General features: G+C 63.8%; 20 protein-coding genes. 3 read left to right on the top strand and 17 right to left on the bottom strand.

Annotation, left to right across the window (positions count from 1 at the left end; all coding sequences use genetic code 11):
• Positions 1-96 precede the first annotated feature (96 nt).
• On the top strand, positions 97-270 hold the full coding sequence (locus H7V21_RS16025; protein WP_407701511.1) for an excalibur calcium-binding domain-containing protein: 174 nt from the start codon (positions 97-99) through the stop codon (positions 268-270).
• Positions 271-280: 10 nt separating this feature from the next.
• On the opposite strand, the gene mobF is transcribed toward H7V21_RS16025, so the two are convergent.
• From mobF to H7V21_RS10530, 4 genes are all read right to left on the bottom strand, one after another.
• Positions 281-3,190, bottom strand: coding sequence for a MobF family relaxase (mobF, locus tag H7V21_RS10545; RefSeq protein WP_188053682.1), 2,910 nt, complete (start codon positions 3,188-3,190; stop codon positions 281-283).
• 44 nt (positions 3,191-3,234) lie between these two features.
• Positions 3,235-5,568 carry a type IV secretion system DNA-binding domain-containing protein gene (locus tag H7V21_RS10540; protein ID WP_188053680.1) on the bottom strand — a complete coding sequence of 778 codons (2,334 nt, stop codon included), beginning with the start codon at positions 5,566-5,568 and terminating at the stop codon, positions 3,235-3,237.
• The gene (locus H7V21_RS10535; protein ID WP_188053678.1) at positions 5,558-5,887 is read right to left on the bottom strand and encodes a hypothetical protein; all 330 of its coding nucleotides are present in this window, start codon (positions 5,885-5,887) and stop codon (positions 5,558-5,560) included. The genes H7V21_RS10540 and H7V21_RS10535 overlap by 11 nt, the downstream gene beginning before the upstream one ends.
• 681 nt (positions 5,888-6,568) lie before the next feature.
• Positions 6,569-6,790 (bottom strand): hypothetical protein, encoded by a 222-nt coding sequence (locus tag H7V21_RS10530; protein WP_188053676.1) that lies wholly within the window; start codon positions 6,788-6,790, stop codon positions 6,569-6,571.
• A 347-nt stretch (positions 6,791-7,137) separates the two neighbouring features.
• Here H7V21_RS10530 and H7V21_RS10525 point away from each other — a divergent pair, with 347 nt between their 5' ends.
• Positions 7,138-7,404 carry a DUF6437 family protein gene (locus H7V21_RS10525; RefSeq protein WP_188053675.1) on the top strand — a complete coding sequence of 89 codons (267 nt, stop codon included), beginning with the start codon at positions 7,138-7,140 and terminating at the stop codon, positions 7,402-7,404.
• A gap of 70 nt (positions 7,405-7,474) precedes the next feature.
• Here H7V21_RS10525 and H7V21_RS10520 read toward each other — a convergent pair whose 3' ends face one another.
• From H7V21_RS10520 to H7V21_RS10480, 10 genes are all read right to left on the bottom strand, one after another.
• Entirely contained in the window at positions 7,475-7,873 is a 399-nt protein-coding gene (locus H7V21_RS10520) for a single-stranded DNA-binding protein (protein ID WP_188053673.1), read from the bottom strand.
• 267 nt (positions 7,874-8,140) lie between these two features.
• Positions 8,141-8,413: a hypothetical protein gene (locus H7V21_RS10515; protein ID WP_188053671.1), complete on the bottom strand. Its 273-nt coding sequence runs from the start codon at positions 8,411-8,413 to the stop codon at positions 8,141-8,143.
• Positions 8,414-8,621: 208 nt separating this feature from the next.
• Entirely contained in the window at positions 8,622-8,858 is a 237-nt protein-coding gene (locus H7V21_RS16020; RefSeq protein WP_188053669.1) for a sigma factor-like helix-turn-helix DNA-binding protein, read from the bottom strand.
• A 275-nt stretch (positions 8,859-9,133) separates the two neighbouring features.
• Positions 9,134-10,072, bottom strand: coding sequence for a DUF2493 domain-containing protein (locus H7V21_RS10505; protein ID WP_188053667.1), 939 nt, complete (start codon positions 10,070-10,072; stop codon positions 9,134-9,136).
• Between the two features lie 274 nt (positions 10,073-10,346).
• Positions 10,347-11,075: an RES family NAD+ phosphorylase gene (locus H7V21_RS10500; RefSeq protein WP_188053665.1), complete on the bottom strand. Its 729-nt coding sequence runs from the start codon at positions 11,073-11,075 to the stop codon at positions 10,347-10,349.
• Positions 11,047-11,424, bottom strand: a complete 378-nt coding sequence (locus H7V21_RS10495; RefSeq protein WP_188053663.1) for an antitoxin Xre/MbcA/ParS toxin-binding domain-containing protein — start codon at positions 11,422-11,424, stop codon at positions 11,047-11,049. The genes H7V21_RS10500 and H7V21_RS10495 overlap by 29 nt, the downstream gene beginning before the upstream one ends.
• A gap of 32 nt (positions 11,425-11,456) precedes the next feature.
• The gene (locus tag H7V21_RS10490; RefSeq protein WP_188056491.1) at positions 11,457-11,891 is read right to left on the bottom strand and encodes a hypothetical protein; all 435 of its coding nucleotides are present in this window, start codon (positions 11,889-11,891) and stop codon (positions 11,457-11,459) included.
• Between the two features lie 11 nt (positions 11,892-11,902).
• The gene (locus tag H7V21_RS10485) at positions 11,903-12,838 is read right to left on the bottom strand and encodes an ArdC family protein (protein ID WP_188053662.1); all 936 of its coding nucleotides are present in this window, start codon (positions 12,836-12,838) and stop codon (positions 11,903-11,905) included.
• Between the two features lie 191 nt (positions 12,839-13,029).
• Positions 13,030-13,257 carry a GDCCVxC domain-containing (seleno)protein gene (locus H7V21_RS15980; RefSeq protein ID WP_316715533.1) on the bottom strand — a complete coding sequence of 76 codons (228 nt, stop codon included), beginning with the start codon at positions 13,255-13,257 and terminating at the stop codon, positions 13,030-13,032.
• A complete protein-coding gene (locus H7V21_RS10480) occupies positions 13,257-13,466 on the bottom strand; it encodes a hypothetical protein (protein ID WP_188053660.1) in 210 nt (69 codons plus the stop codon). Before H7V21_RS10480 ends, H7V21_RS15980 begins: the two co-directional genes overlap by 1 nt.
• A gap of 257 nt (positions 13,467-13,723) precedes the next feature.
• Here H7V21_RS10480 and H7V21_RS10475 point away from each other — a divergent pair, with 257 nt between their 5' ends.
• The gene (locus H7V21_RS10475; RefSeq protein WP_057883273.1) at positions 13,724-14,128 is read left to right on the top strand and encodes a MerR family transcriptional regulator; all 405 of its coding nucleotides are present in this window, start codon (positions 13,724-13,726) and stop codon (positions 14,126-14,128) included.
• Here the strand turns inward: H7V21_RS10475 and H7V21_RS10470 are convergent.
• The 3 genes from H7V21_RS10470 to H7V21_RS10465 form a co-directional block, all read right to left on the bottom strand.
• Complete coding sequence (locus tag H7V21_RS10470; RefSeq protein ID WP_188053658.1) at positions 14,125-15,465, bottom strand: dihydrolipoyl dehydrogenase family protein; 1,341 nt, start codon at positions 15,463-15,465, stop codon at positions 14,125-14,127. The two genes, H7V21_RS10475 and H7V21_RS10470, sit on opposite strands and share 4 nt — an antisense overlap.
• A 141-nt stretch (positions 15,466-15,606) precedes the next feature.
• A complete protein-coding gene (locus H7V21_RS15725) occupies positions 15,607-15,963 on the bottom strand; it encodes a bleomycin resistance protein (protein WP_223177070.1) in 357 nt (118 codons plus the stop codon).
• Between the two features lie 192 nt (positions 15,964-16,155).
• Complete coding sequence (locus H7V21_RS10465) at positions 16,156-18,129, bottom strand: ParB/RepB/Spo0J family partition protein (RefSeq protein ID WP_188053656.1); 1,974 nt, start codon at positions 18,127-18,129, stop codon at positions 16,156-16,158.
• Between the last annotated feature and the right edge of the window lie 59 nt (positions 18,130-18,188).

Here is an 18,188-nt window from a genome sequence, read left to right as displayed (position 1 = left end):
CGTTTGGTGCACACCGCCGAGCGCGCAAGTCGTGGCGCACTCCGGAGGTCTTGCGGCCAATGGCTGCTACAACGACCGCAAGAATGGCGGCCGGCATTGTCATCTGGGGCAGAGCTCCGCGCAACCGGCCAGTCCTCAGCGCGCAGGCGGCGAGGTGTACTACCCGAACTGCACCGCCGCGCGGAAGGCCGACGCCGCCCGGTCCGGCGGGGGCAGCCCGGCTACGGGAGCCACCTCGATCGCGACAATGATGGCACAGACTGCGAGTAGCCGCGCCTAACTAAATCCCGATATCGATTGCCCGGGTCTTTTCGCGAGACAGTTCACGCTCGGTATCGCGCCCCGGCTGCTCGCCAAGGCCCTTCGACACTCCGATAGCAGCGGCATTTCGCAGGCGCTCGATCACCTCCAGCGCCGAAGCTTTCTCGCCCTTGTTGCGTGCCACCGCGCCTGCCAGCTTCGCCGCGCTGTCTACCACCAGCGTCAGATGATCGCGCAGACGCGTCGCGGTCACCAGAAACGTCTGCTGGTTCGAGAGATTGCGCTCGCGGCTGTCCATGACGGCGATGCCCCGGTCGGATGTCAGCCCCTGCGCCATGTGCGCGTTGAGCGCATAGGCGAGATCGATCCGCTTCAGCATCGGGTCTCCCTGCTTCAGCTGGAGCTGCTCGCCCTTCGAGGTCTCGACCGTCAACCGACCCCGCTCGATTGAAACGACCTTGGCGCGGTCGGCATTGAGCAGTCCGCGCTGGTGATCGTTGCGCGTCCAGCGGATCTGGTCGCTACGGTGAATTTCGAGCTCGCGCCGTTCGAACAGCACCAGATTGCCGTCCTTGTCGGCCTTCTGCATCCGGGCTGGCCTAAACGCATGCTGCCGGCCGCGCTCGTCCTCAAGCCGAACGATGCCTTTCGCCTCATCGATGCCGCAGACAGCATACTCGCCGCGCTTGAGCCCCAAGGTACGCTCCGCCTTCGCGACCTCAAGCACCATGCCTGGCCGGTAGGCAGCTAGGTAACGCAATTCCTCGCGGGTGAAGTTCACGCGATCGAGCATGTCGAGTGCGATCTTCTCGGGGCCGATTTCTCCGTTCGCCTGCAGGCCGCGTTGGACCGCCTCGTTGACCGCAGAGCGAATGTTGCGGCCCGAGGCATAGATCGCTGTGTGCTTGCGCTCAGAGGGGGGAAGCGCGAGCCAGTGTTCCGCCGCGACGATCGCGCCCTCGCCCTCGGTTTCGACGGTGTGCTCCTTGAGATGGTCGAGCGCCGATCGCACAAGACCTGCCTGTGCGGCCGCCTGCGCCTGCCGGAGAACGGGGTCGCGGCCGCGCAGATTGGTGTTCATCTCTGCCTTGGCGATCCCGCCCTGCTGAAGCAGCGCGAACGGCTTTCCGGCATCGACCGCTCCGAGCTGCTTGCGATCGCCCATCAGGACCAGGCGGTGCACGCCGGCCAGGTTGGCGATGCGGAGCAGCTGTTCCTTGTCTGCGTTCGAGACCATCGAGGCCTCATCGAGCACCAGGATATAGTCCCTCAAGGCTGCCTTCGCCTCATTGTGACTAGGGCCATTTCCCGGCTCGTCGATCAGCTTGCCCCAGTCCTTGAGGAACCGCGCGAGAGTCTGTGAACGAATGCCCGTGTCCCGCTCGAGCATCTGCACCAGCGTGTTCTGCACCGCGAGGCCGATCATCGGATGTCCTTCTTCGCGCAGCACTTCGGCCACCGGCTTGAGGACGCTCGACTTGCCCGCGCCTGCCACGCCCTGAATGGCGATGGTTCGGTCAGTCGAGGACAGGATCAGCCGGGCGGCGCCGAGTTGTCCCTCGTTGAGCTTGAACCCGTGGTTGACCTGGGCCGACGCCTGGACGCGGCTGGTTGCCTCACTTTCCGCGATACCGGGCTCGATCGCGCCTTTGCCTTCGGCCGCCCAGGCAAGGATGCGCGTCTCGACTTCAACCGCCTCACGGCTCGTGACCCAGCCCCTGTGCTTGCCCGTCCCCTCCAGAAGATGGCCCGAGCGGACCAGTGAGCGGACGGCGGTTTCGACGTGGGAGATCGTCGTCGGCAGACCGAAGTCGAGCGCCGCCTTGTAAAGCGCTTCGCGCTCGAAGCCTGCCTCGCGCTGTGAGAGATGGCGCACGCCAGAGGCGACCGCCTGCGCCGCCGCGATGGCTTCGGGACCTTTCTTCAAGACATGGCTCGGCACCAGCGGGTCGCGCTCTTCGCCCGAAATGCGCGCGGCAAATTCCCGCAGGCGGGCGATACCGCGCTCGACCAGTGTGGCCGGCCGCGCGGCCTCCCTCTCCTGCGACGCCGCCCGCAGATGCGCGGATTCGACCAGCGGCTCGAGGTCAAGACCGATCTCCTTTGCCGCCTGATCCCAGCGAACGGCGAGCGCGCCGCGATCCTCGATCGCCTCCTTCGCTGAACGGGTCGCCAAGGCGGCAATCCGCCCGGCCTCCAGTCCCGAGCCACGGCGCGCATCGAGCACTTCCTGCCGCCGGGTGGAGAATGCCATCAGCTGTTCGCGGCCGATCCCGCGCGCCTCGAAATTGCCGTGCTTGAGCGCCGGACCGGTCTCGTAGCCGAGCTTCTCGACGCTCGTGCGAAACCGCGCCATCGCGATCGAATTGAGGAGCGTGTTCAGGGACCATAGCCGGTCGTTCTTGAGCGTGCGCCACACTCCGTCGGGGCCCCGAGTCACGTTGGCGACGACCGCATGAAAATGCAGATTGGGCTCCTGGTTGCGGTTGGTGTCGTGCTGGAACAGACCGATGGCAAGGTTGCCGGTGGCGACCGTGCGCACCTGCCCCTTCTCGACTAGCCTGGTTTCGGCAGCATTCTTTTCCGCCCAGGCGAGCGTCTCGATGACCGCTTCGCGGTAGGCTTCGACGATCCGCTCGTCCTTGCCGAGGAGAGCCAGCAGCGACCAGCTCTTGGGCAGCGAAAAGGTGAGGTCGGTGCCGGGCCGATGCCACTGGCCGTGATTGCCGACGTTCGATCCGTCGGGTAGCTCGCCGCGCAACAGCGCATCGAAGGCTTTGGTCTCGACGCGGCCCTTCAGGCCCAGCAGATCGGCGCCTTTGCCGATCCACTGGCCCGACCGGTCGGCATCGGCTCTGGCGTAGTAATTGTCAGCGGCGAAGTAGCTCGCGGCGGCCGACGGCGAGCGGACATTGGCGACAGAGAGCATTGGCGGCGGATCCCGTTTGGCCCCTCAAGCCTCCCGCCAGGCGATCAGATATCGGGCCCGATATCGCCCAGGTCGCGGTCCTGCTGTTCGCGCGCGGCGCCTCCGAGCAGCGCGCGCTGCTGATCCTCCTGTTGCCGGTGGTCGGCGCAGTTACGATCGCGTGCCGCATCCTGTGAGGTTTGCGGATCAGGGACATCCGGGCGCGACGGCTTGTCCGTCAGGCCGGCGGGTTCTCTTGGGCTCTCCCTGGCTTCGCCCAGCGGCAATTCGGATTGCGCGTGAGCACCGGTTTCCGGCCTGGAGCTAGACCTTGATGCAAGCCGCACGTCAATTGCCGGATCGGAGGGCAAGGACGCCTTGGCCGAGGCTTGCTTGCCGCCTCTTCCCGATTTCGGAGTGTCCGACTGCGCCGCGCGATTGCTCCGCGACGGTGCCTTCTGCGGTTCAACTGATGGGCGATCCTTGCGCGCCAGACGGCGCGGTTCGCCGCCCTCGTCGTCGCTCCCTGCGCGATGCTCCGCATTGCCCCGAGTATCAGAACGATCGCTGTCGCTGCGGTGGGCTGCGCCGGTTCGCGATGGCATCTCACGCGCGATGAACCCTTCGGCAAAACGGGGCCAATCGCGCGGGATCAGCGTGACCGGCGCTGCCGGGAATCCATCCGGAAACTTGATGAAGCCCGACAGGCTGGCAAGCTCCATGAACTCGTCGGGAAGGAGCAGCGGAACGACCTGTCGGCGGGGTGTCAGGCTGACCGCGTCGCGGGCGTTATTGTAGCCATAGCTGTAGCCTTCTTCCATTTCGCGGACCTCGCGGTGCCCAACGACATCGGAGCACCAGGTCGCGGTTTCACGGTCTGCCGTGGCAAGAATCAGCTTGGTTCTGGCGAGCGAGGACAGGGTCATCGCCATGTTCTCGCCGTAGACCTCCTTGAGCTTGGCGAAGGCATGCACGCCGGTGACGATTGCGCCGCCGAAGTTGCGCGCGGTCTGCAGCCCCTTCTCGAGCGACGGCAGGCGGTGCAGCGCCCCGAGCTCGTCGATCAGGAACCATAGCTTGAGGTCGCGCGTCCGCCGCCCGGACATCAGCGTGTTGATCGCGGTATCGAGCCACAACGTGAGCAACTGCGACAGCACGCTCATGTCGACATAGCGCGCCGAGAGGAACAGCAGCGAGCCCGGTTCGCATGTTCCCTTGACCCAGCGGCGGATCGAAAACGGCTCCCCGCGCGAGGGTAGCATCTGCATCGCCTTGGCGTTGACGTTGAACACCGCGCGCACCGATTCCGCCATCTTGGCAGCGCTCGGCGTGGTGATCGGCCCCGCCATCGTGTCCTCGAGCAGCTTGTGCAGATCGGACAGGTCGGCGTTCATCAGCTCGTCGGCGAGCGCCTGGTTGCTGCCCCGTCCTTCCGCGGCGAGCTTTATGCAAGTCTCGACGAACATGGTGCGCGCGGCGAGCACCCAGAACTGCTCCGAGCCGCCCCCGTCGTGGGGCACGAGCGATTCCGCGGCGGAATGGAATTCGGCGCGCGAGGTGCAGTCGTTGAACACGCTCCAGGCCGGGCAGCGGGCGTCGAGCGGGTTGAGAATGACGTCGCGGTCCGCTTCGTAGAAGGTCTCGATGAAGGCCCCAGTGAGGTCGAAGATCACCGCGCGTTCGCCCCGCTCTCGGATTTCGTCAACGAGATCGGTGAGTGCCACGGTCTTGCCGGTGCCGGTGGTCCCCACAAGCATCGCGTGGCTCTGCTCGCGCCGCCAAGGCCAGCTCACGCCACCGAGATGCGCGGGAGTATAGAGCCCCGCTTCGCGCAATGATGCACGACCGGCCAGACGCCATGCCCAACCCATTTCGCTGCCGTATTCGCGCGCCCGTTCGCGGGCGTTGTGCCGGGCAATTTCGCTCTCCAGTTCGGGCAGGCTAGCGAGCGAAGAGCCGCGCACATGCTTCTTCTGTTTCGAGCGCTCGCCGAAGCGTTCGGCGATCCACCAGAAGGCGATGAACAGCGGGACGAGGACCAGGCTTGCAACCAGGAACGTACTCCGCAGGGCCTCCCCGAATGCGGCGACCGCGGCGCGCATCGGAGGGTACTGGGTGACGACCGACATGGGAAAGGCGGCGGTCTCGCCGCCGCCCAGTTTGAGGTGCACGAGCTTGGCGGGATCGAACTCCATGAACCCGTAGGTGGAGGCGTAGAGATGCATCCACAGGAGATAGACCTCTTGCTCGCTGAGCGAGGATTTGACCTCCCACCAGCCAAGACCGAGAATGACGAGTACGGTGACAAGCAGCGGTCCCTTGAGGCCCGCCGCAAACATGAAGCCGAAGTGACCCAGCAGCTGGCTGCCGCGGGTGAAGTTGACGAGATTATGCTTCATGCTCGCCTCCCTTGCCGGAAGCCGGAATGAGACCGAGCCGCTCGAGCCGGCGGTGATAGGCAGCCAGCGTGCGCTCCCTCAGAGTCTCGTCGGAATGGTGGGCGAGCAGCGCGTCGAGCGCGACCGTCGCGAACACCCTCTGCCGCTCCGGATCGGCCCCGGTGGGGCGCAGAAGCGCATCGTTGTCGCGGGTCCAGGCGGCGACCAGCAGGTCGCGCACGACGATGCTGACGCTGACCTGCTTGAGGCGCGCCTGCTCCCTGATCCAGTCCGCGATTAGCGGGGGAACATAGCTCTGCAGACTTTGATGACGTTGCACTTTTCCAAGCTCCTTGAACGATAAGGAACCTGGTTCACCCTGCGGAAGGCGAGGATCAGACTAAATCACGGGCAGCCTGTAGGAAAACGGAAAGTTCGCCCATCTGTTCAAGGCTTTATGGCAGAGTGATTTACCCGCAAATCGCGAATCCACTTCATGCATCACCGGCAAATCAGTTGCTGCATCTCGCGAAATCAAGATCTATCTCGTTGAAAGGACAATGAAACATCCGGCAGCACCGCTGCGTACGGTGTGCCCATTGTTCCCCATTGCGCGGCGAGTGCCAGTGACCGAAGACGTTGTGTTCCCGAGGGCATTTGCCGCCTTTCGCCTAAGGAGCGCGAGCAATCCCTCGCCGGCGAATGTCAGGCAGAAGGGATTGATGTTTGGCCTCTCCCCGACAAGAGATCGCACCTGCGAAAGAGGCGGCGGCAAAGGGACCATGTGCGAAGCGGCCGGAACGGGGTCTGTCGTTTCGACCCGCGCGCGCTGGTCCGACCCGCCGCCGGTTCGCAAGTGCGCGCGGGGCCAAACGCAAAAAAGCCGCGCCCTCAGGAGCGCATCGCCAGATGCGCGGGACAGAGCGCGTCCACAGCCCCGCTCCGCATCCCTGAACCCATCGTCCGGTGAGCATGAAAAAAGGGCGAAGAACCGTCGCCGGTTCCCGCCCTCTCTTCGCCCTCAGAACTCGTCGAGCATTCCTCCGCGCACGGTGTGGACCACCCGGTTCGCCAGCTGAGCCGGCAGGGCGTTGTAATCGCCTTCGTCGAGCGCGAAGTAGCCTAGGGTCTCGTCCTCTACGATATGCTGATCGAAGTAGCTGTGCAGCGCGCGTCGTTCGGCAACCGCCAGTGCTTCGAAGTAGCGTTCCGCGTTCAATGCGATTGGAGCGAGTGAAGCCATGATATCCTCCTGATGTCTGTCCTTGAGACGACAGGAGTTCGGCCGATGGCCTTGCGGATCCCGGGTCCAGGATCGCCCTCCGGGCGACCGCGTTAGCGGCGGTGGGGGCAACGATTTTGTCGGACCACAGCAAAGCGAAGGGGAGGCAAAATGGTGGGGCCCCGCCGTCCTTGACGCGGGAGCCGCAAGGCCATCACCATGGACGATCCGTGAGCCAGGACCATTCCCAACCTCTCGGATGAAGCGCCCGCAAACGAGCTTCGCAAAAAGTGCTTTCCTACACCCCTGCAGGCACAGCAGAGTGGAGCACGGAGGCATCAAGGAGTGGACGCGAAAGGACCCCACGCATGCCCACGAAACGAAGCGCGGTCGACGCGCTCAGGAAGCTCGAAGCCGAGCGTCAAGCTCTCGACGAGCGGCAACGCGCACTGGAAGAGAAAGCCGCTCTCGAGCTGGGACAGCTGATCCTCGGATCAGGTGTCGAGGCGTTCTCGAGGAAGGGCCTCAAACAGGCGAGCGAGATGCTCGGCAAGCTTGGTGAAGCCGAAGCGCTGCGGCGGCTGGAAGGCGAACCGTCTGCATCCGGTCGCAACGAAACGCCCGCTGGTTCCTGAACAAGACGAGAAGGAGCCCTGCCGCGCTTGCGGCAGAGCCCCTTCGTCGCTCGCCGGTCGATCGATGACGTCAGTCGATCTCGGGCGCGTCGCGGTTGTCTTCGTCGCCATGCCTGGCGTTCCCGCGCGAGAGGAAGTCGACCTTGTCAGCCAGGATCTCGCAGCCGTAGCGCTTGACGCCATCCTGGTCTTCCCACTGGGTGTAGTGGAGCCGGCCCTGGACCGACACCAGCTGGCCCTTGGTGCAGAACTGCCCGACGGTCTTGGAGAGGCCGTTGAAGCAGGTTACCCGGTGGAATTCGCTGTCCTTGGCGGTGTAGCCGTTTTCATCCTTGTAGGTCTTGCCGTCCTTGTCGCGCGCGGGGCGGTCGGTGACAACGGTGATGCCGGTGACGGAGGTTCCGCCCTTGGTCTCGCGGGATTCGGGATCGCGGGCGAGACGGCCGGTGAGGATTACGAGGTTGGTCATGTGACTGGTCCTTCGGTGTGCCAAACCGGAAACCATTTCCGGCTTGCGAACATCCAGAAGAAACAGGGCATGGGAGGGCTGCACCGCAGGGCCGTCAGGCCCAAGGGAAACGCCTTTTCAAGGGGTGGTGCGGGCAGGCAGCGTAGCTGCCAACACGGCCCGAAGGCAAAGGCGTTGCCGGCCTCAGCTGACCTGATTCAGGACTGTTCGCGAAGAAGCCGGACTGGGTTCGGGTGGCTGGACGAAGGCGCCCTGGACCCCGCTCTCCTATCCGCCCGGTCCCTCGCCCTCGCTGGCCGCCAGCAGGTCCATGAAATTGCGGGCCGCCTCCCGGTCGTCAGCATCTTTGAACGCCGCCTCAAGATCAGGCGCGGAGCCGAGCATGTAAAGCAGCGCCCACAGGGCAAAGCGCTTGCCGCGGTCCTTTTCGAGGCCGAGATCGACCTGACAGCGCTCCAAGCCCGCGGCCAGCACATCGGGACTTACCGCCGCAAGATCGGTGGATGAGAAGTATCGTTGCAGCAGGTCGTCCAGGTCCATGATGAAGACATAGCGTCATTTCGCGGAGTCTGAACCCGGGGCGTTTGGAAGAGCCATGTGAAGCGCACGAAAGAGTCGCGGGTCGGCCAGCGAAGCCGTGGGCGCTGAATCTGCGCCTCCGAATACCAGGGAGCTGCTGAGCGTCGAAAACCCCGATGGGGCTACTGATTGACGGTGGGTGCGCATCGGCCGGTGATCCAAACCGCGCCTACCTGCCACCAGTCCGCCCAGCTTCGACATCCACGGCGCACCGTAACCTGTAAAGCGCCTTACCCATCCGCCTCACGACGCGTTGCCGCGAAATGCCGAGCTCCTCGCCGATATCGCTGTAGGTCCAACCATCAATAACGCGCCGCAAGATGATTGCGCGGTCGCGGTGCCTCGACCCAGCCAGCGCCTCGCCAACCACTTGCGGCGTGATCCATGAGAGACTGCTTTCGTCCATGCGATTAGGCTGACGAGAAATCTTTCGCCTGCCTATTCCCAGAAAGGGGGTATTGCCGGGCTCTCCGTCGTCAAGGCATCATCGGCTGTCCAAGTGTGCTCGCTTGGAAGGCGCAGAGATGATGCTGGTGCGGGTAGGCGCGTGAGAACGCCCTCTTGAGTGCGGAGCTTCCGGTGCGCGCCAGTGGGTCCCTGCGACGTTAACGCGCACTCGACAGATGGCGACAAGCAGTCAGCGGTCTTCTGGCCGCTACAGCGCGATCGAAGGGCGTGGCCTCAGTCGGTGCCAGGCTTGGTCCCCAGCGGACCGCGGCGATCGACGACCGTGATCCGGCGTGCCTTGGCTTCGATGACGAGACGCTCGGTGACGCCATTACCGGGAAAGGCGATCACGTAGCGCGGGGTCATCGCCAGCATCTGCTCGTTGCGCTTGAACCCGGCCCGGGCACCCAACCTACGATCGAGACCGAAGATCAGTTGCTGTACCTCGTGGCGTTCGGCCCAGGCGGCTGCAAGCCGATCGGCGCCCTTGCCGTCGCCGCCATGGACGAGGAGCATATCAGGCACCTGCTCGCGCACTCGGTCGAGCGTGGCCCAGATGTTGTTCGCATAGCTCGTCGCCTCCTCGGTCGTGGCGAAGCTGGCGCGGCCTCCGGCGAAGACCACGGCGGTGCCTTCGGGCGTGAGCGCGGCGCGCCGACGTTCTGAGCGGACCTTGAGGAAATCGCGCGCATCGATGACCGCAGAGGTGAGGTTCTTTCCGTGCGCTACGCGCGACCCCGTCATCGGCTTCCAGGATGCCCCGGTCTCTTCGCGGTAGAGCATCGCCGCGACCTCGCGCATGTGCTCGAAAGCGAGCATGCTGGCTTCGGAAGCCTGTGCGCGCTCGACTTGCTCTTCGAGGTTGCTCGAGTGGACTTCCGAGCCATCGGCCGCGGAAAGCAGCACGCGGATCTCATCGCTTGCGCGATCGACCTGCGCGGACTTGCGGGTCGCCGCGCGGTGGAAGAGATTGACGAAGCCCCAGGCGATGTCCTCGGCATCGGCCTCGAGCGCGGTGTCGGCGAACAGGGCGAACATGTCGGACCAGACGGCTGCGAGGGTCTGCTCGCTCGCCTCTTCGGCGGGAAAATCTGTTTCGTTGAAGGGTGCGGGTTGAACCGAAAAGCCGGCAAGATCGAGTCCGGCAAGCTGGGCGGTGAAGCTGTCGTACATGGGTCATTTCCTCCTGAGCGAAGGCGACTGCCGCAGGGGAAGAGAGAAGTTTCCTGCGGCCTGTTCGCCGGGCCCGGAAGGGACCGGGTAAACGGGGTCGCCGCACCGCGCAGCGGGAAACCCCGCAAGGCAAGGCTGGCGCGGGCCACACGGGCCGCAGCCTTGCGCGGGTTGCGGCGGAACCGGGCCGGTCCAGGGCCCGCGCGAGCGAACAGGACAGGCAGGAAATCAGACTCCGGCAGGCTGCGCAAAGAGGGACCACGCGATTCGAGCTTCAGCCGAGCGAAGGCAGTCCGAACTGCTCGGCCGTGAAATCCAGCACCTCGCCCGAAGGAAACGCAGCCAGTGCAGTGAGGCGCCGGCCTTCCAGGCGCAGGTGCCAGCCGCGTCCGTGATCGGGCTCGGCCTTGGCAAAGCACGCGGGATCGAACAGCGCGAGATTGATCCCCTGCGGATCGCGTGCCGACGGCGAGCGGATCGCCTGCCCTCCAGCGGCACGAGCAGCGTCGGCGAAAACCTGACACGCGGAATAGTCGAGCGGGTCGACCCAGCGTTTGCTGTCGCGCGACAGAGGGGGCCGCGTGGTGTCAAGAAGTCGGGTGATGGAGACAGGAACGGAGAAGCTCAGATACTCGCTTGTGCGGTTCCCGGGGACAAAACCCGGCGAGCGGCTGATGAAGCGAAGCCGCCAGTAGGCGGTTTCGGTGATCGCGGTCTGCTCGGTCTCGCTGGCGTAGAAGATGCCGGGGCGCTCGTTCGCGCGCCGAAATCGGCTGGCCACCCCGTGGCCGTAGCGGAAGGGCGAGGCGAGAAGATAGTGCAGCCCGCGCGCTGCCCTGGGCAGATCAGGTTTGGCCGCATCGGCGAGTTCCTCGAGCCGCTTTTGGTCATCAAGGTTGGCCGCAAGCCGATTGGTCGAGATGCGATGCTGCGCCTCGACGACACGCCAAACAGTCCTGCGGTAACGGCGCAGCTCAGACGCGAGCGCGGTGGGCGTCCACATAGTCGCAAACCGTCATGAGACCCTTGAAGCTGTCGATCAGGTCAAGAGGCCGCGCCTCTAGGTCGAGATTCGGGGTCGCGAGCCAGGCTCGCGCAGCCAGATCGTCGCTGCCGAGCAGCGCATCGAGCGAGCGGAACAGGCGCAGCAGAAACTGGCCGGCTTCGAACGACTTGCTGGCCGGATCGAGCTCGGATTTGCCCGCGCGCAAACGCGAGACGGTGGCCTGAGACAGCCCGAGAACCGACCCAAGCTTGGCATTGGTCAGACCCCAAAACTCCGCAATTCTGGCGATCGCGGTGGTCAGGACCTTGCTATCTCCCACCTCAACTTCAGCGGCTCTCGTCGCCATTGGCGCATCCTTTCATATGCACAACATAGCACCTAACTACTCATTTGAACAGGCTTGCGCTCGAAGATCGCATCGCCATTCGAAAACTGCCCAATCATGCGTAGCTCACCGAATGTCGCTTCGAACCGGCTCGCCACCTGCGAAAGCCAGCGCTGTGCCCGCCCGGATCGCGGGTGATAGGCATCGGCATCCCAGTACCCACCGTCGTCGCGCTCAGCGAGCCAGATGGCGACAAGCCCGCAGTAGGCGGAGATCCCGCAGTCGGCAAAGGCGTTGCGCAGCAGGATGCGGTCTTCGCGGCCGCGCCACCCGTCGCAGGGTTCAAGTGAGGGAACGGTGCTGCGCGCAGTCTCGATAATTTCCTCGACCAGATACTCATATTCCCATTCCCAATTATCCTCGTCTTCGATCTCTAAAGTGCGGAAGGCGACAACTGCGTCGGACGGATAGCTGACAGAACGTCCCATCATGCACCCCCTCAAGCCGCTTCGGCGAGATCGGCTGCCGCAGCCTCGCTACCGGTACCCGAACGCCCTCCGAGCCTCAGGATGAGGCTCGCAGCCTCCTCTGCTTTGGCAGCGGCGGTCAGGATGGCCCGATCGTCGGATTTCAGAAGCTCGAGCCAATGCGCGATGTAGCTCGCATGATGATCGAGATGCGCAACCGGCAGACCGAGCTCGGCGCCCAGGATCGCGGCGGACAACTCCGCCACCAGTTCCTCGGCCGCGTAGGACTCGCTTCCAAAGCGATTCTTGAGATTCCGGCCGAGGCGAGAGCCATGCCCGGTCCAGTGCGAGAGTTCGTGCGCCAGCGTTGCGTAGTAGTGGTCGTAGCCATCGAACAGCGCCGCCGGCGGCATCGTAATCCGATCCAGGATGGGCTCGTAGTAGGCTTCGGCCCCTTGATGCCGAAGTTCGGCGCCGACCCCTGAAAAGAAGGTGTCGAGCCGCTCTTCCCGCCCGGCAGGTTCGACCGGTTCGAGTTCATGCTTGGCACGATACATTTCGGGCAAGCCGTCGCACTGATCGGCGTTGAAGACCGCGTAGGCCTTGAGAACGCGTCGCGTCTCAGTGCCTTCTTCCCCATCATCGCCTTCGACATGCTTGTCATAGCTCTTGTAGAAGATCGCGATCGTCGATTTCTCGCCCTTGCGGACCTGCCCACCAAGCTTCTGGCACTGCCGGTATGTCATCCAGTAGGGCGACAGGAATCCGGCAGCTTCGGCGATCATCCACAGCCAGAAGGTGTTCATGCCCCGATAGGGTGTGCCGCAGCTGCGCAGGGGTCGTGCTACCGGCACCCCGCGCCATGGCTTTACCCATGGCCTGGTTCCCTGCTCGAGTTTCTCGATAATCGCAGAGGTGATTTGTGCAGCAGGGGATTGCCCGCCGCTGCGGCGTTTGAACTTGGACATGAGGTGTCTCCCGATTGCCGGAACGAGGTTGTCCCGTGGCAATCAGAAGAAGCCTTCTTTCCTCTCATCTGGACGTCGTGTCAGCTTTGCGCTCTGCGACGAATAATGCGGAGAGACTGTAGAGCTCGCCTATGGGTACCCTGTGTGAGGCCGGCGCTCCGCCTTGAGCGGCGCGGCGGGGGGAGTATCTGCTATCCAGCCCCGCAGCATCCGGACGGCGAACCGGATTGTTGGGCTTCCTGAATCGGCGGGCACGGAACATCTGCGAAGGAGCAGAAGACGCAACAATCGCCGGAGAGCGGCCTAAGCTTCACGCCGCAATGGCGACAGTCGTAAAAAAACCAGCAGGCATCGGTCGGCATCGTTTCGCCTGAGGTGCCGCCGCACTTGGGACATGTGATGTTAGAGGTGGTCTGCATCACGCCCCGCCCAGCACGCGCATCAGCGGCTGCTCGATAAAACCCCACAACGCGCTGATAACGACGATCACCGTAGCACCCACGAGCATCGCCAGCGTGGCTCGACTTGGCGCCGGCACCGCACAGTCCACGTAAGCAGAGCAAGCGCGATGCTTGCGCAGGTAGAGCATCCAACCCGCAATGATCAGAACCGAGGCGATGATTGTCATCGGCCATCGGTAGGGGACGAATATAGCGAGACCGCCTGCTCCGAGCCCTAGCCCGGCGAGCGCGAGAGGCAGCACGCAGCACGCAGCAGCAGAGAACAGGGCGGTCAAGCTGGCCACCGTTCCCACGGCAGCGACGCCTCGCTCGGATCCCTGCAGTCGGATAACGGAAGGGGCACTTCGATCAGTCAGCTCTCGTCTCCAGCGCGATTCGGCGCTATGTGCCACCTGTAGTCGCTACAGGATCAAGGAGTTTCTGCGTGGGCGGTCTTTCGATAGGCGAACTCGCCCGCCGCACAGGCGTGCATATCGAGACAATTCGCTACTTCGAAAAAGTTGGCCTCCTCGCCGAGCCCGATCGAACCGAAGGCGGCCATAGGGTCTTTACCGACCAGCATGTCAGGGCACTGAGCTTTATAAAGCGGGCGAGGGAGCTTGGCTTCACGCCTGGCGAAGTGCGCGCCATCCTTGAACTGGGCGGCCCCGAGGAGGCGTGCTGCGACGAAGTTCGCGAAATCGCGGTTCATCATCTGGACCAGGTCAGGCGCAAGATGGCGGATCTCGAACGACTGGAGCGGCTGCTCGCCTCTACGGTCGAGCGCTGTTCGGGTGGGCACGTGCCCGACTGTCCGGTCATCGACATGCTGGATGGCGTTGCCCCCTAGAGCATGTAGCCTACGTCCGATGCCCCGGTAGGATAAGCAAACATGGTGCTCTTCAGATCATCGGCAGTGAGGTTGTGCCGAATAGCCAGAGCGAAGATGTTGATGATCTCGTCCGCGTGAGGACCGACGAGGTGCGCACCCAGAATCCGACCGGTGCCTTCTTCGACGAGCGTCTTGTATCCGTAGACCGGCTCGGCAAGCCGCCTCGCCGTGTACCAGCGCGAAGCGCGCTCGCATTTCAACCGGAATTGCGCTCCCGATCTGCGCGCCTCGTCCTCGCCCATGCCCACAGCGGCAATCGGCGGAAGCGTAAAGGCGACACTCGGCACGCCCCGATAGTCCGGCGTCCGCTGGTTGCCTTCGAGCAGATTGCCCGCGACCACCTTCGCATCATGGCTCGAAACAGGCGTCAGCGGCGGTCCCTGCTGGGCAGAATCGCCAGCTGCATAAACTGCCGGGTTGGTGACGCTCTGCAGGTACTCGTTGAGTTTGAGCCGACCTTGAGCGACAGCAACATCGGCGGCTTCGAGGTTCAGACGGTCGAGTGCAGGGGCGCGGCCGGCGGCGTGAACGACCAGGTCGGCCTCCACAGCGATCCTGTCGTCGCCCCTTTCGCCATGCACGACAAATCCGCTGTCGTTGCGCTCGATCGCAACGACAGTCGTATCGGTCATGACTTGCACCCCGATACTGTCGAACGACTCCGTCAGCCAGCCGACGAGCTCCGGCTCGAAATGCGTAAGCATGCGCGGACCGCGCTGGATCACCGTCACCTTGGCGCCAGCGCGTGCGGCAATGTGGGAAAACTCCGCTGCAATGTAGCCGCCGCCGACCAGGACGATCCGACGTGGCAGTTGCTCCATGGCCAGGAAGAACTCATTGTCGACCAGATGGTCCTCGCCCGCGATACCGAGCGGGACGGGTGCGGCGCCCGAGGCGATCAGAACATGACGGCCGCTTAGCTCTGCTGCGTCGACCTTGAGGGAGTTCGGGCCGGTGAACTGGGCCGCACCGTGAAAAGTGTCGATGCCCTTATCGCGGTAGCGGTGCTCGTGCTTCTCCGGCACGGGATCGGTAAAGGTGCGCTTGAAACCGATCAATTCCGGCCAGTCGATCCGCAAATCACCGTCGACGCCGTGTCCGCTCATCCGGCGCTCCGCATCGATGACCTCTGCGCCCGAGACGAGCATCTTCTTGGGGTCGCAACCGCGCAAGGCGCAGGTGCCGCCAAACGGCTTCTCGTCGACGACAGCAACCGTCCAGCCTGCGTCGCGCACCCGCATCGCTGCGACCATTGCCGCCGTGCCCGTGCCGATGATGATCAAATCGTAGTGCATTTGCGCGCTCCTCAAGAGGAGAACGATGCTGTAGTTGGTACGGGTTCCCAAAGAGGATCAAAGGCTGTCCACTGGGGTGTGCCCCCGCTGACAATCAATGCGCTCGTCGATTTCTGGTGACCTTGAAGGCCGGCGCTGCAATCAATTTTGGATAAGGCGAATGAGGGTTCCGTCCGGATCGATCAGGGCTCCGATCAGGAGACCGCCATCTTCTTGCTGCGGCGGCTGAGCCCGGGGGTGACCCCAACATTGCTCTGGTACTCCAGCGTCTAAACAGACCGAGTAAAACGCGGCCAAGTCATCAAGCCGAAGACAGCAGCTGAACCAGCTTTCGGCTGGGTTCAGGTCTGGATGTGGGAAGAACTCCAGGATCACGCTGTCACGCTTCAAGATCATCCAGCCGTCATCCCGCCAGTCCTGCTCGAACCCCAACTTGGTGAAAAATTTTGAGGTGACCTCAAAATCCCTCGACGGCAGGTTGGCTGTAGCGTGATCGATCTCGCATCCCCTCGCTGCTCATCATGGAGCTCCCGGCAGACGTTCGCAACGGCGTTCCTGCTGAATATCCAGCGAGGACGTCTCATCCACTAGGTAGAACGACTGACGGTTCAGACTTGGCCAAAAACGACTAAAGGCGGCCCGTCCGGAATGGACGGACCGCCGACCGCGCAAGCCGATCTGTCAGGAGGTTCAGGCAGCTTGCTCGGTCAATTCGTCGTTGGCGTCTTCCGACCGAGCAGACGTTTCATCGTTGCCGATGGCTTCTTCCTTGGGAGTGCCGAAACGCATGACGGCCGGAACCCAGGCCAACGCCTGCTCCTTGACGTCCGCCTCGCCGATGAACTCACCCGAAAAGATGCGTTCGGCAGCCGATGCGAGATCGGCCTTCTTGGAACCGGCATAGCGGTTGACAAGCTCGGACCCGCCCACGGCATCGAAGGCTTCGAGGATGCGCGCTTTCGGCACGCGATCGAAGAAGTTCGCCGCCGTCGGCCTCCACCAGTGCGCCATCTCGATCTCGAGAAAGGCGCCCAGTGAATCGTGTAGCGGACATCCGCGGTCACCTTCGGTGTTGAGGCTGGCAATGAGCGTACGGGCGACCACGAAGCCGAGCCACAGGCTGCGAGCCTCCTCGGGGAGTGTCCGAAAGGCGGCAAATCGCTCGATCTCCGAAGCGCCGGCGCGCCAGCTCTCGTCGAGCGAACCGGTGAACTCCGCCAGCGCCGCACTCGCCGGAGCATCCTTGGCTTCGAAGCCCGATACCGGGCCGTTGGCAGCTGGCCCCGAGATCGTGACCGCCTTTTTGGCGCGCCAGTCGTGACCATCGGCGTCGGCAAGCGTGAAGATGATGAGGTCGAGCGCCAGGCCGGGGTCGTTAACAAGATGGATGGCAAGGACGTCCCGGCGCTGCATCGCCAGTTCATCAAGCAGTCGTTGCGAATAGGCTGCACTCTTGCTCGACACCTGTTCCCGCTCGTCGACGGGCTCGATGATGCCGTCGTCAGGCTGCGTCACCGCGTTTGCCGTGTAGTACTGCGAAACGAGGATCGGCTCTCCGCTGCGCGACAGAACCAGGAACGCCCCCGCTTCTTCCTTCAGATCGTCGGCAAGTACCGGCGGGCGATCGTTGAGCTCTCGCATGGCTCGATCGATGCGGGCGAGTTGTTCCTCAGCTTTGGCGACCTCTTCCTCGCTGCTGTCCTCGTCTTCGAGGACTGCCGCTTCACGGTCGTAGTCTGCCTCCAGTATCGAAAGTTCCTCGGCTTCCGCTTCATTCAGCGGGGCCGGCTCGGCAGGAAGGCGGTTCAGCCCCTCGATCAGATCGTGGCCAACATACGAGCCGAGCGTCGGACGAACCCACGCAAGGCCGAGTTCAGCAGCTTTGACGCTCGCTGCCTCCGCCATCCTCTTGTGAGCGAGATCCTCCAGCAGCGCGATGTCGACCCAGCTCTCGCTGGCATCATCGTCGAAAAGCTCGCGCTCGATCCGCCCGCCCGCTTTGAGATAGGCCTCGCGACCGACCAGGATCGCGCGCGGATCGCTGCCGCGCACGGTCGCGTCCAGCACCATCCGTCGGATGGTATCGGGCGTGATCTGGTACCAGGCATCCTGCAGCTCGGCGAAGACGTAAGCTTGCCGCTCGGTGTCCGAGACCGCGCCATAGGCCTTTGCCATGTCGAGAGTGATCGCGCCTTCCGCCAGCGCTTCGAAGACGCATGGCGCAAGCGATGCAAGCCGAAGTCGGCCCTCGACGAAGCGGACGGTCAGGCCAAAGCGCCGGGCGACGTCCTCGGTCGTGGCGCCCGCTTCTATGATTGCGGCGAAGGCCTGCGCTTCGTCAGCGGGATTCATGGCGAGACGCTGGAAGTTTTCGGCCAGGCTCGCTTCGCGAACTTCGTATTCGTCGCCTTCGATGACGAGGCAGGTCACTTCGTGGGTGGTGGGAATTGCGCCGTCCTCGGCGAGCGACTGCAACGCGGCAAGCCGCCGCCCGCCGGCCTCGACTTCGAACGTGCCGCGCGTCGCCTTGCGCACGACCAGATTCTGGAGAAGGCCGCGAGCGGCGATATCGGCCTTGAGCTGGGCATCGGCGGTAGCATCGCTCACCTTCCGGACGTTGCGGGGGCTCGGGACGAGCTTCTTCAAGGGAATGGACTGGATCATCGATCGTCTCCTGATGGATTGAACGAACCGGTGCGGGTGCATCCCACAAGGTTCGCCAG

The sequence above is a fragment of the Sphingosinithalassobacter sp. CS137 genome (genome assembly GCF_014334115.1).
Lineage (GTDB): Bacteria > Pseudomonadota > Alphaproteobacteria > Sphingomonadales > Sphingomonadaceae > Sphingomonas.
Note: the sequence above shows the minus strand (reverse complement) of the source record. Positions and strands in the feature narration are given on the sequence as shown.